Consider the following 13,331-nt stretch of genomic DNA (forward strand, 5'->3'; position numbering starts at 1 on the left):
GCAAGGCCACCGCATCAAACCAGCCACAACGGCGGGCCCGTCCCGTGGTCGCGCCCACTTCTGCGCCGCGTTCCGCCAGAAACACGCCGGTTTCGTCGAATAACTCGGTGGGGAAAGGACCAGCGCCTACGCGGGTGGTATAGGCCTTGGTGATACCTAAAACATAACCCAGCTCAGCCGGCCCGACACCGCTTCCGGCGGAGGCAGCACCCGCAATCGTATTGGAAGAAGTGACATAGGGGTAGGTGCCATGATCCACATCCAGCATAGTCCCCTGGGCGCCCTCAAATAAAATTCTTGCACCCTCTGACTGCAACTGTGCAAGACGTACGGATACATCGACCACCATGGGCGCCAACCGTTCTGCAAGACTTAGATATTGATCGAGAATGGCATCAAAATTCTCTGCTTTCTGTTTGAAATAATGCTGCAGCACGAAATTATGATAATCCAGTGCTTCGCCGAGCTTTGCGGCAAAACGCTCGCGGTGAAAAAGATCACCTACCCGCAAGGCGCGACGTGCTACCTTATCTTCATACGCAGGACCAATCCCACGACCGGTCGTACCAATTTTTGCATCACCTTTGGCATGCTCTCGAGCCAGATCCAGGCTTTTGTGATAGGGCATAATCAACGGGCAGGCATCCGAAACAAAAAGACGCGCATGCGCATCGGGCATCACGGGCAGCAATTCATCCAGCTCAGCAAAAAGTGCCAGCGGATCCAGAACTACACCATTACCAATAAAGCAGGACACACCAGCACGCAAAATACCCGAAGGAATGAGATGCAGTACGGTTTTGCGCGTGCCGATCACCAGCGTATGTCCGGCGTTATGCCCGCCCTGAAAACGTACCACCGCCTGGCAACGTTCTGTTAACCAGTCCACAATTTTGCCTTTTCCTTCATCACCCCACTGCGTACCGATGATGACCACATTTGACTTATCTGACACGGAGCACTCCGCCAATAAAATGGAAAATAGTTTTAACGTGCATCCAGGAAGCGCAACACCCAACCTGCAGAAGAATGTTCAAGGAGTGCATCAAAACCCCGATTTTTCAACTGCGCTTCATCCGGCAATTCGCCCATCAGAAGGTCCTGCGCCACCACATGCCCCTGCTGACGTTGCTCGGCAATAGCCTTCCATAAAGCCTGATCGCTGCCAGCAGGCGCCCAGATATGTTGGCTCCTGCGCGATTCTGGAAGATCTCGCAGCAGTGGCTTCAGATCTAGACTGAAACCAGTTGCCGGGCGACGACGTCCAAATGCTGCACCAATGTCATCATAGCGTCCACCACGAGCCAAGGCTTCTCCGCGTTGCGGCCCGAATAAGGAGAACAGCAGGCCGGTATGATAGAGATGACCACGAATTTCCGAAAGATCACATTGAATGTCGAGATCCGGATAGCGCAAGCGCAGCGCTTCCCAAACAAAATGGAGATCATCCAGGGCCTTGCCAATGGCCGGATGATGACCCAACTGCTGACGTGCGCGACTTAATACATCATGATCCCCTTGCAAACGCGACAGGGCATCAAAATCGGTACAAAGGCTTTGTCCTGCGCCATGAATTTGCAGCCAGTGCCGGACATCCGGCCAGGCCTTGCGTTCTACATGCCGCAACAAATCATTGCGCTGAGTAGTGGCAAGACCAGCCGCATCAGCCAGGGCCTGGGGAATACTGACATGACCAATATCCAGCAACAGGTTGGGGACCTTGCAGTGGCGCAGACTTTCCACCATCAGGGACAGTACTTCGAGATCGCCCTCTGGTCCAGCGACGCCAAACAACTCAGCACCCACCTGAAAGGGTGCACGGCTGCCCCCCAGCAAATCAGGGCGCGCCCGCAGTACGGTACCGGCATAGGCCAGCCGACGGATTTCGCCAGAAGCAGAAGTCTGGGCGTCAATACGCGCCATCTGCGGAGTCATATCCGAGCGCAGGCCTACCAGACGACCACTATCCTGATCCAACAGTTTCCAAGTTTGCAGGTCCAGGTCAGCGCCACTACCGGTGAGCAAGCTTTCCAGATGCTCCACCAAAGGAGGCGTTACTTGACGGTAGCCCCACAGCGCATAGCGATCCAGAAGATTACGCCGACAATGTTCAAGAGCCTCTGTGCGCGCAGGCAGAATATCCTCGAAACCGCTGGGCAAAAGCCAGGTCGGGTGGTTTTCGGTGCGCATTATTTTCCCGCCTCATTCAAGGAATGCCGAAAATATTTGAAAAATGGAGAATCCGGATTGAGTACCAGCACGGTCTTATCACTCAACGCGTGACGATAGGCTTCAAGACTCCGGTAAAAGGCAAAAAATTTCGGATCCTTACCATAAGCATCCCCATAAATGGAGGCCGCTTCGGCATCACCCTGCCCCTTGATTTGTTCTTGTTGACGGTAAGCATCAGCCAGAATGCTGGTTTTTTCTTTCTCGGCGTTGGCGCGAATCTGCTCCGCATCAGCCTTACCTTGGGAATGGTAGGTATTGGCCTGCTGAGTTTGCTCTGCTTCCATGCGTTTGTAAGTCGCCTGTAGCAGTTCCGGGGGCAAGCCCACCTGCAAAATCCGCAAGTCCACCAGGCGAATCCCAAAACTGGACAAGTGCTGGTCTGCCGCCTGCATAACCGGACTGGAAATTTCCTGCTGCCGTGCCGCAATGAGCGTGTCCATGGACATGGTCGCAATGTGACTGCGTAAGGCGGCACGAAGCGCATCGCCAATTTGGGTCTGGGCGTTAGCCTGATCATGCAGCCGCGCATAATAAACTCCAGGATTCACCACCTGCCACTCAGCGAAATAACTCAGCAGTAAAGGTTTTTTGCCTTGGGTCAAAAGGGACTCTGGTTGCGGACTGTAATTTTGCAGCCGCTTGTCCACATACTCCACGTTTTGCAAAACCGGCCATTTCAAATAAAGACCGGGGGCTTTCTGCACGCTGATTTGCTTGCCAAATTGCATGAGCAAGGCATTTTGTGACTGATTAACCGTATAAAAACTGGCAGAGGCCAGCAGCAGCACCGCGAGAAAAACAATCAGTACAGCCCATATCCAGTTTTTCATGAGCGCGCTCCTGAAACGGGCAGCAGCGGCTGGGTGACAGCACTGTCGGTACTAGCGACAGTGGCCGTACTGCGGTCTGCGGCGGTGGCCGACTCTACCGGGCGCGTGCTTGCACTGGGGTGAACGGTAGCTTTTTCGGGCATGTGCAAATAAATCACTGCTTTTCCATGACTATCCATGATGACTTTTTGAGTACTGCCGAGAATATCCTGCATGGTATGCAGATACATACGTTCACTCACCACCTGAGGGTTCTTCTGGTACGCCTGCAGTAAATCCGTAAAACGGGCAGCATCACCCTTGGCACGATCCACCACCTGCAGCTTGTAGGCTTGCGCCGCTGTTACCATAGTGGCGGCTTCACCTTTGGCTTTGGGAATAATACTGCTGGCATAGGCTTCCGCCTCACGACGAGATCGGGCCATGTCCTCGCGGGCAGTCATCACGTCGGTATAGGAAGCCTGTACTGATTTGGGAAGATGAATGCTGAGAATTTGCACAGCGTTGATTGTCACGCCAGCATGCAATCCTGTCAGCAGACTCTGGCTACTTTGCTGGATCTGCTGGGCCATGGCGCTTTGATCCACATGCATCAGGGCCTTTAATTGGCTTTTCCCCACGGCATTGCGCATGGCAGACAAAGCCGCATAGCGAATTAACTGCTCGGGATTAATACTGGAAAACAGGTAATGACTGGCATTACTGATACGGTAATCCACGGCAAAATGAACATCTACCACGTCACCATTGGCCGTCAGCATCATCCCAGGATTCAGGGTGTCGACCGCGCCACTGTAACCCAAAACAATCCGTTGATTCTCGGCGGTTTTAAGTATAGAAACGCTTTCAAAAGGCTCGGGCAAGTGATAATGAAGACCGGGCTGGGAAATGCCGACCTCTTTGCCAAAACGCAGTACCACGCCTTCCGCATTGGGCCCGACAATATAAATACCCGATGCAATCCAGAATAAAATCAGTATGCCAATGATAATAATGGGCAAACGGTGCAGCCAGCGCGGATCCCACTTAGGGCCTCCAGAACCACGACCTTTGCCGGAACCCAACAAACCGCCCAGTTTTTTCAACTCCTGGGTAATTTTCTGAATGTCAAAAGCAGGCTTTTGTGCATTGGGACGCCGTCCCCAGGGGTTGTTATTATTATTGTTGTTGTTTCCGTTTCCGCCCGGATCACTCCACGGCATACCAATCTCCTTCCTTGATTATTTCGGGTATTGTAGAGGTCGGGTCCTGCGCCTGACAACCATTGTCACGCATTTGCGCGCGCAGACGACGCCATGCCAGATCATCAATATCAAAAACCATGCGGGTTTTACCTTCCTCGTCAAAATCCTCGTCAATGACACTGGCCAGACGATGCAAGCAGGCACGCAAAGCCCCTTCCTCAGGACTCAGCAGTAGCTCGACGCGCAAAATGGAGCGCCCAACCCGTTCGAGAATGGCTTGCAGCAACGCATCAAGACCCGCACCGCTTTGGGCACTGACATTCACCGCAATCAGCGTTCCCGAGGCATCATACAAGCCTCCACTGGCTTCACCCGTCATATCGACCTTGTTAAAGACCACCAGCACCGGCAGAGAATCCGCCGCAATTTCTTTAAGGACGGATTCGACTGCAGCCATTTGCGTATCACGGTCCACCGCGCTGCCATCGACGACGTGCAAGAGCAATTGCGCCTGATTCACCTCTTCCAGCGTTGCCCGAAATGCAGCAATCAGATCCGTCGGCAAGTCACGCATGAAGCCCACCGTATCGGCAAGCAATACTGCATCCTGCCCGGCAACCTGCAAACGGCCAATAGCCGGGTCCAAGGTCGCAAACAAACGATTTGCCGTATAATTACTGCGCTCGGTCAGGGCATTGAACAAAGTGGATTTACCCGCATTGGTATAGCCCACCAAAGCTACGGTCGGCAACGGAGCGCGCTGGCGGGCCCGGCGCTGGGTCGCCCGATGGGCAGCCACCTTGACCAGCTTGTGCCGCAGGGACTGAATACGCTCGCCAATCAGGCGGCGGTCTGTCTCTAGCTGTGTTTCACCGGGACCACGCAAGCCAATGCCACCCCGTTGCCGCTCCAGATGGGTCCAGCCGCGAATCAGGCGCGTCCGCAAGCGGGTCAATTGAGCAAGCTCGACCTGTAATTTACCCTCATGAGTATGGGCACGCCGGGCAAAAATATCCAGAATCAACCCGACCCGATCAATAACCCGGCACTGCAAGGCCCGTTCCAGATTGCGCTCCTGCACCGGACTCAGCGAGCGGTCAAACAAAACCAGATCGGCTGCCGTTTCCCGCACTTTTTCGGCCAGTTCCTGCACTTTGCCACTACCAATAAAAGTTGCTGGATCAGGGCGATTGCGGGTCACGGGAATTAATTCCAGAACATCCGCATTGCTGTCGGTAGCCAGATGAAAAAATTCGGCCCCGTCGTCGAGATCCACTTCGCCATGTAATATCACATGAACCAGAAGGACCCTCTCACGGGGCGCGTCTACTGCAACTGCACTATGGGTCAGAATCAGGCCTCTTCTTCTGTCGCCGTCACCTCACCTTCGCCCTCAGGCAAAGGCAAGCGCACATCACGACCGGGAACCACCGTAGAAATGGCATGTTTGTAAATCATTTGGCTGACATTATTCCGCAACAAAACAACGAACTGGTCGAAGGATTCGACAAATCCCTGCAACTTGATCCCGTTGACCAGATAGATGGCGACGGGAACATGTTCCTTACGCAGCAAATTAAGAAAAGGATCCTGAAGAATTTGTCCTTTTTGTTGACCGGCCATTTTTTATCTCCTTGACTATGCTTCATGGCGCTTTTAGGGTAGTGAAAAGCCTGCGGGACAGATTTCACTGCATGAAACTTAGACTAGCTCAAAATAGACGGGAAAGCCATGCTTATAAGGTCCACTCATTCCTCCCTATTCATGATGGACTGAAGTGACTGCGGCCAGCGATCCAGCCGTGAATGATTGACCTGCAGCCTGCTTGCCATTAGCTTAGAATCGAAATCTGCCTGTCATCCAGATGGTCCTGACGGTGGAAGGTTCCTAAATTCAAGGAGAAGCAATTAGTGGACAAAACGGCCATCGATGATAAGGCGCTCCGTAGTCGCGTGAAATTACTGGGCAATCTGCTCGGTGAAGTATTACGCGAGCAGGCCGGAACCCGGGTTTTCAACGCCGTGGAACAGCTTCGCCAAGGCTATATCCGCCTCCATAAAAAAGAAGATTCCCGCCTACGGGAACGCCTTGCCCGCTTCATAGACGCCTTGCCCCAGGATGATCTGGTACTGGTGATTCGTGCCTTCAACACCTATTTCAGTCTGGTCAACATTGCCGAAGAAGAATCCCAGCATCTGCAGCGTCGCCGCCTTCTGCAAAAAGGTTACGGATTGTGGACGGGCTCCTTTGAAGAAACCTTCCGATCCCTCCAGCAACAGGGTATCACCCCCGGGCAGATCCAGTTTTTGCTCGACCAGACTCGTTATCTCCCCGTTTTTACGGCGCATCCCACCGAATCCAAACGACGCACGGTTCTGCACGGACTACGCCGCATTTTCGTGGTCAGTCAAAAACTCGATGACCCCAGCCTGAGCGACGAAGAAGAAAAAGAAGTCACCGACAATTTACGGGCACAAATTCAGATTCTCTGGGAAACCGAAGAAGTTCGCACCAACAAACCCCAAGTTCAGGATGAAGTGGAGAACGGTTTATTTTTCTTTCGCGACAGCTTGTTCAAAGCCGTACCCATGACCTATCGCGCCGCCCGTCGTGCTGCGCGACGAGTATTTGCCAACGATGACATCGACATTCCCGCATTTATTCGTTTTGGTTCATGGATTGGCGGAGATCGGGATGGAAATCCCAATGTCACTGCCGCCATTACCAGTTGGGCCTTGCGCACCCAGAGTGTCGAGGTCCTCAAGGAATATCAGCAACGACTTAGTGGTCTTTATCAACTGTTGGGGCATTCCAGCCGGTTTTGCGGCATTTCGCCGGTCCTGCTCGCTTCCCTGGAACGCGACGCCGATGATTTTCCGGAACTGGCCGAATGGGTGGATCAACGCTTCCCCAGTGAACCCTATCGCCGCAAGCTGCGCTACATGATGACCCGGCTGGATTTGCGCCTGCGGCAACTGGAAAACGGTCAGATCATGAATGAATCCGCTGGTCCGGCTTATGGATCAGCCGAAGCCTTTCTGGATGACCTGCTCCTCGTGCGTGACTCCTTGCGCGGTCATAATGATGATTACATCGCCGACCACGATATTCAGGATATAGTCTGGCTGGTACAGACCTTCGGTTTTCACCTGGCCAATCTGGATATTCGCCAGGAATCCACCGTGCATTCCCGAACCATTTCTGAACTATATGCAGATGTCCCGGGTTTTGCCGGTTACCTTGAAATGCCTGAAGAAGCCAGGTTACCAACCCTGACGGAAGCCCTCAAACGTCCTGGTCCGCTGGTTGAGCAGCATCCTGAACTTTCGCCACTGGCTGCCGAAACCTGCGCCATGTTTCGCTGTATCGCCCAACTTCGCCGCGAGGTCAGTGCTTCCGGATTTGGAAATTACGTGATTTCCATGACCCACGAAGCCAGTCATATTCTCGAAGTGCTGTTGCTGGCCAAGGAATTCGGGCTGGCAGGCTGGTCTCGACAGGGACTTTACAGTGAAATTGCCGTCACCCCACTGTTTGAGACTATTCACGATCTGGAACGTATGGATGCTGTCATGTCCACACTGCTCGATAACGCGGTTTATACCGAAATCCTCAGCAGCCAGGAAAACACCCAGGAGGTCATGCTTGGGTACTCTGATTCCTGCAAGGACGGCGGTATTTTATCGTCCAGTTGGTCGCTGTATCAGGCCCAGCTACGCCTGGCTGCCATTGCTGACAAACGCAATATTCAAATTCGCGTGTTTCATGGCCGTGGCGGCAGCGTCGGTCGCGGTGGTGGTCCCACCTATGAAGCCATTCTGGCGCAACCACCAGATACCGTTCGTGGACAAATCAAGATCACCGAACAGGGTGAAGTCCTGTCCTTCAAATATGCCAATCTCGAAACTGCCATATACGAGTTGACTGTCGGCACCGCCGGCCTCATCAAAGCCAGCATCGGCCTGGTCCGCCCGGTTACCCCCGACAACCCGGCTTATCTCAAGGTCATGACAGAGCTCACTCAATTGGGCGAAAAGGCCTATCGTGACCTTACGGAAAACACCCCGGGTTTTCTGGATTATTTTTACGAAGCAACTCCGCTGAATGAAATAGCGCACATGAACATTGGTTCACGCCCCTCACACCGACAGCGCAGTGACCGCTCCATGGGCTCCATTCGGGCGATTCCCTGGATATTTGCCTGGGCACAGTCCCGCCATATTCTTCCAGCATGGTTCGGGCTGGGTTCTGCTATTGCCCAATGGCGGATGGAAAAACCCGAACGACTGGAAATTCTTCAGGACATGTATCAGCACTGGCCTTTTTTCCACGCCCTGATGGGCAACATCAGCATGGCCATGTCCAAAACCGACATGGCGCTGGCGGGAGAATATGCCGGTTTACCACTTGATCAGGAGCAAGCCACGTCGGTTTTCCAGAAAATCCGCCGGGAGTTTGAGCTGAGCCTTGGAGAGATGCTGGCCATGGCTGGAACCGAGCAATTGCTTTCCGACAACCCCAGCCTCGCTTTTTCTTTGCAGCGTCGTAACGTATATATGGAGCCTCTAAATCATATTCAGCTCGCTCTGCTCCGCCGTTACCGCAATGATGATGCACCGCCGGAATTCCGTGAAATATGGCTGGACCCCCTGCTGCGAACTATCAATGCCATAGCGGCCGGACAACGTAACACCGGCTGAAAAAACTTTTCATGTTGCTACCTGAACTGATTCTGGCCTCCACCAGCCCGTACCGCAAGGCATTGCTGCAGCGCCTGCAAATTCCTTTTCGCTGCGTAGCTTCCCAGGTTGATGAAAGCCCGCTTCCGGATGAAACCCCGGAACAGCTGGTAGCGCGTCTGGCTTTGGCCAAAGCCCACGCCGTATTAGCTCGCCACCCTGAAGCATTGGTTATCGGCGCGGATCAAATGGCTTGTTGTGCCGGACAGGTTCTGGGAAAGCCGGAATCTGCCGCCAGGGCCGAAGAGCAACTACAATGGATGCAAGGTCGTCGGGTCGAATATCTCAATGGTATTGCTATAGCGGATGCCAGCGGCGCAGAGCAGTTCATCGTTCCCTATTATTTGACTTTACGGGCACTAAGTTCGGAGGATATCCGTCGCTACATTGAAAAAGATCAGCCTCTGGACTGTGCTGGAAGTTTACGTTCTGAAGGTCTGGGGATCAGCCTGCTGGAAAAAATGGAAGGCGCAGACCCCAACGCCCTGATGGGAATGCCACTACTGACCATTTCCGAAGTGTTACGACGCCGGGGATATGCGCTCCCCTGAGATCAGGCGCTGACCATTAGGGTGAAGTCTTGCAGCAGGTCCGACCAGCCAGGAAGTAAAAAAGGGCGACTTATCCAGTCGCCCCTTCTTTAATTTAGGCAAATAACAAAGGGTCAGCCCCAGCCATCACCGCCATCATCCATGCCGAAATCATCATTACTGGCTAGCTGGTCATTACCCCAGGAATTGTCGGTCAGGCCCAGGTCATCATTGCCTGATGCATTAGCTTGTGCTCCAGCAGCATCGTGACCACCAAACAAACTTCCAGCAAGCGCCTGCCCGGCAGCCAGCCCGGCACCCACCCCGACTCCGGTAGCAATTCCCGATGCGAGACTAGAGCCCAAGCCACCACCCTGTTGCGGCATCCCACCCATCGGGCCGCCAGGATACCCCGGTCCATTCGGTCCATAACTACCGTTCATGCTGCCAAAAGGCCCCGGGGTCGGCCCACCCCGATACATGAGTTGTGCATTCTGCCGACGCCGCCGTAAAAACATGGAAATCACCGCAATCAGCACAATCAGACCCAGAAAAAAGACCAAAGCAGAACCCCAGGGGCTCTTTTTTTCCGCCGCCGGCCTGGTCACGGCCTGACTATGCCCCTGTACGGATTTTTTGAATTTCTGCAAGACTTCCGACTTGACGAAAGGCATAGCCGGAGCCAGTTGTTCAGATTTCTGCAGGGCCGCTGCGGCTTCTGACCATTTACCCTGACGCGCCAGAATTCTCGACTCCAGGTATTGCGCCTCCGCAGAATTCGGATGGGTACCAAGCACTTCCTGCATCATGCTTTGTGCCTGATCCAGATGACCACTTTGAATGGCTTGCGTCACCTGAGTGACAGAAGGTTCGGCCCATGCTAAAGGTGCCGTGACTAAACTAACAAGCAGGATGCTTGTTCCCAAAAATTTTTTATTCATTCGCTCCCCCAATAAAAATGTTGCGTAGTCAATATGGGGTGAAATACTCCAAGAATCAAGCGTTCTGAAGCATTTTTCAAGCCTTTATATTCATGACACAATTTGGCTTAAATGACTGGGCAGGGGTTACGGTCGATTGTACTCGTCATGATTCCATTGCCGGAATAAGCTCAGGTTTGACAGAATTGCCAATTGTCGCCATTATACTGACCGGTCGGTTCAGACCTCTGAGAGGTAATTTTTTGTGCACAAACCACTACCCAAACCCGTTGCGGCCCTCTTGGCCCTAGGTGTTGCCAGCAGCCTGGCGGCCTGTAGCTTTGAACCCAAGCTACGGGTGCCGCCCGCGCCTTCCGACAAAATGGCTTATACGGCGGGCAAAAGTCCGGTAAAAACCATAGCGCCCGGCGGTATGGCCGGAGCAGCGCAGGAAATCCAGTATGGCACCGAGCTGCATGAACAATGGTGGAAACTGTTCCACTCCAAAGCCTTGGATACCCTCATCAGCGTGGGCCTGAAAAACAGTCCGACCATTGCGGCGGCCCAGGCCCAAATGCGGGAAGCCCAAGCCACAGCGCGCGCCAATGCCAGCATCTTTTACCCGCAAGTAACCGGTACCCTGCAGGCCAATCGCAGCAAAACTACTGCCGCCACTTTTGGTGGTAGTAGGGGCATCCATTACGCATTGATCAACGGGTCGTTGGGGGTGTCCTATTACCCGGACGTTTTCGGCGTCAATAAACTGGTGTATCGCAACAGCGAAGAGCTGGTGAAATACCAACAGTGGCAGTTGGAAGCCGCAAAACTGACCCTTACCGGCAACATTGTCACCACCGCCATTGATGAAGCGGCTGCCGCAGAACAAATCCAGGCTACCAGGGCCATCATTGCCCACGCAAAAAAGCTGCTTGAACTGACCGAAAACCAGTATAGCGCCGGCGCCATCGACTACAGCACTGTCATGACCCAAAAAAGTCAGATGGCCAGTGAAGCCGCCACCCTGCCACCTTTGGAACAGCAGCTGGCCGTCTATCGGCATGAACTCGCCATTCTCGTTGGGGCATTTCCCGCAAATGCCAAACGCCAGAATTTTACGCTGACCGATCTGAAACTGCCGGAAAAACTGCCCGTCAGCTTACCGTCGCAGCTTCTCCAGCAAAGACCGGATATCCGCGCCGTGATGGCTCAGATGAAAGCGGCCAATGCCCAGATCGGAGAAGCCCGCGCGCAGTTTTATCCGACTGTGAAACTGACCGCTGCATTCGGTAATGCCGCCACTAATCCCAACATCTTTTTTGATCCTATCAGCAGCATCTGGAGCCTGGTGGGTTCCATGTCCCAGCCTTTGTTTGAAGGTGGCAAACTGGAAGCCCAGAAGGCCGAAGCCCATGCCGCCTATGATGTAATTTACGCCAACTACCGCAGCACCGTGCTCAATGCTTTTGATCAGGTGGCCAACGGGTTGCGGGCGGTGGAACATGATGCCCAAGCCCTCGCCGCCCAGCGCGAGGCGCTGTCCGCTTCCCGTGAAGCACTCAAACTGGCGCAGGCCAGTTATCGCGCCGGTGCCAGTGATTATCTGACCCTGCTGACGGCTGAAGTCCAGTACAACACTGCCAAAATTGCCGAAATCAAGGCTCAATCCCAGCGTTATCAGGATAGTGCCGCATTACTCGTGGCTTTGGGGGGTGGCTGGTGGAACAAGCCGGATCAGAAGTCAGCGACTACACCTAAACATTCTTAAACCTTTTTATTGATCGCAGCCATCCTCTGCGGAGACTGAAATATGAAAAAAGCATTTGTGATTGTCATTATTGGCCTGCTGATTGTTTTTGGCGGAATTTTTGGGTTTAAAGCCTTCGTCAACAGCAAAATCGCCGAAGCCATGGCGCACATGCCCAAACCGGTAGTCACCGTGAGCGCCGCAACAGCAGAAATTGCCCACTGGCACCCGCAACTGCGCGCCGTAGCCTCGCTGGCGGCCGTTCAGGGTGTAGATGTTACCCCCCAGATTGCCGGCAATGTAACTGCCATTCATTTTCGCTCCGGTCAGTATGTACAGGCAGGGACGCCGCTGGTGCAAATTGATGATTCCACGCAATTGGCCCAACTCGCCAGTGATCAGGCACAACTGCGACTGGCTTCCAGCAATTTGCATCGTACCCAAGAATTAATCGCCACCAAGGCGGCCAGCCAGGCCCAGCTGGATTCAGCCCAGGCTACCTATCAGACGGATCAGGCTGCCATCAAGGATATTCAGGCGACGCTGAACAAACTGACCATTCGCGCACCCTTCAGTGGTTATCTCGGCATCCGCCAGGTGAATGTGGGTCAGTATCTGACTCCCGGCACCAAAATAGTGGACCTGCAGTCCTGGAGCCCGCTCTATGCCAACTTCACCCTGCCGCAAAGTGACCTCCAGAATATTCAGGCCGGGACTCCGGTACAGATCCAAACCGATGCCCTGCCCGGACAAACCTTTTCTGGAAAAGTGACGGCTCTGGGTTCTGCCGTCAACAGCACTACCCGGCAGATAGAAGTACAAGCCACCATTGACAACCCCAAAAATCAGCTCCGGCCAGGACTGTTCGGGGAGTTGACGGTGGTGCGCGATACCACGGAAAAGGTCCTGGTCATTCCAGTATCTGCCATTTCCTACAACACGTATGGTGATTATGTTTATATCATCCATCAGGAAAAAAAGGATGGTAAAACTCAGGAAACCGCCATGCAACAGGTCATCAAACCCGGTAAGCAACGCGACGGCATGGTGGAAATACTCTCAGGATTGAAGCAAGGCGACAGAATCGTCACCGCCGGTCAGGTCAAACTGGTCAATGGCAGCCTTGTTACCATCAGTCACGACGCGTAAGGC

At 53.6% G+C, this 13,331-nt stretch carries 11 protein-coding genes; 4 read left to right on the forward strand and 7 right to left on the reverse strand.

Annotation, left to right across the window (positions count from 1 at the left end):
• From HJG40_RS09615 to hfq, 6 genes are all read right to left on the reverse strand, one after another.
• Positions 1–955 (reverse strand): adenylosuccinate synthase (locus HJG40_RS09615; RefSeq protein WP_215863990.1); only part of this gene is annotated, 955 nt, incomplete at its 3' end.
• A 32-nt stretch (positions 956–987) separates the two neighbouring features.
• Positions 988–2,190 carry an ATP phosphoribosyltransferase regulatory subunit gene (locus tag HJG40_RS09620; RefSeq protein WP_215863991.1) on the reverse strand — a complete coding sequence of 401 codons (1,203 nt, stop codon included), beginning with the start codon at positions 2,188–2,190 and terminating at the stop codon, positions 988–990.
• Positions 2,190–3,062, reverse strand: a complete 873-nt coding sequence (gene hflC / locus HJG40_RS09625) for a protease modulator HflC (RefSeq protein WP_215863992.1) — start codon at positions 3,060–3,062, stop codon at positions 2,190–2,192. The genes HJG40_RS09620 and hflC overlap by 1 nt, the downstream gene beginning before the upstream one ends.
• Positions 3,059–4,264, reverse strand: a complete 1,206-nt coding sequence (gene hflK / locus HJG40_RS09630) for an FtsH protease activity modulator HflK (protein ID WP_215863993.1) — start codon at positions 4,262–4,264, stop codon at positions 3,059–3,061. The genes hflC and hflK overlap by 4 nt, the downstream gene beginning before the upstream one ends.
• Positions 4,251–5,603 carry a ribosome rescue GTPase HflX gene (hflX, locus tag HJG40_RS09635; protein WP_226857364.1) on the reverse strand — a complete coding sequence of 451 codons (1,353 nt, stop codon included), beginning with the start codon at positions 5,601–5,603 and terminating at the stop codon, positions 4,251–4,253. Before hflX ends, hflK begins: the two co-directional genes overlap by 14 nt.
• The gene (gene hfq / locus HJG40_RS09640; RefSeq protein WP_010636787.1) at positions 5,600–5,869 is read right to left on the reverse strand and encodes an RNA chaperone Hfq; all 270 of its coding nucleotides are present in this window, start codon (positions 5,867–5,869) and stop codon (positions 5,600–5,602) included. The genes hflX and hfq overlap by 4 nt, the downstream gene beginning before the upstream one ends.
• Positions 5,870–6,156: 287 nt before the next feature.
• Here hfq and ppc point away from each other — a divergent pair, with 287 nt between their 5' ends.
• Entirely contained in the window at positions 6,157–8,946 is a 2,790-nt protein-coding gene (gene ppc, locus HJG40_RS09645) for a phosphoenolpyruvate carboxylase (RefSeq protein ID WP_215863994.1), read from the forward strand.
• Between the two features lie 11 nt (positions 8,947–8,957).
• Positions 8,958–9,536, forward strand: a complete 579-nt coding sequence (locus tag HJG40_RS09650) for a Maf family protein (protein WP_215863995.1) — start codon at positions 8,958–8,960, stop codon at positions 9,534–9,536.
• 113 nt (positions 9,537–9,649) lie between these two features.
• On the opposite strand, the gene HJG40_RS09655 is transcribed toward HJG40_RS09650, so the two are convergent.
• Positions 9,650–10,456 carry a tetratricopeptide repeat protein gene (locus tag HJG40_RS09655; RefSeq protein ID WP_215863996.1) on the reverse strand — a complete coding sequence of 269 codons (807 nt, stop codon included), beginning with the start codon at positions 10,454–10,456 and terminating at the stop codon, positions 9,650–9,652.
• A gap of 244 nt (positions 10,457–10,700) precedes the next feature.
• Between HJG40_RS09655 and HJG40_RS09660 the strand changes: the two genes are divergently transcribed.
• A complete protein-coding gene (locus HJG40_RS09660) occupies positions 10,701–12,200 on the forward strand; it encodes an efflux transporter outer membrane subunit (RefSeq protein ID WP_215863997.1) in 1,500 nt (499 codons plus the stop codon).
• A 42-nt stretch (positions 12,201–12,242) separates the two neighbouring features.
• Entirely contained in the window at positions 12,243–13,328 is a 1,086-nt protein-coding gene (locus HJG40_RS09665) for an efflux RND transporter periplasmic adaptor subunit (protein WP_215863998.1), read from the forward strand.
• Positions 13,329–13,331 lie beyond the last annotated feature (3 nt).

This window comes from Acidithiobacillus concretivorus (assembly GCF_018853445.1).
Taxonomy (GTDB): domain Bacteria; phylum Pseudomonadota; class Gammaproteobacteria; order Acidithiobacillales; family Acidithiobacillaceae; genus Acidithiobacillus; species Acidithiobacillus concretivorus.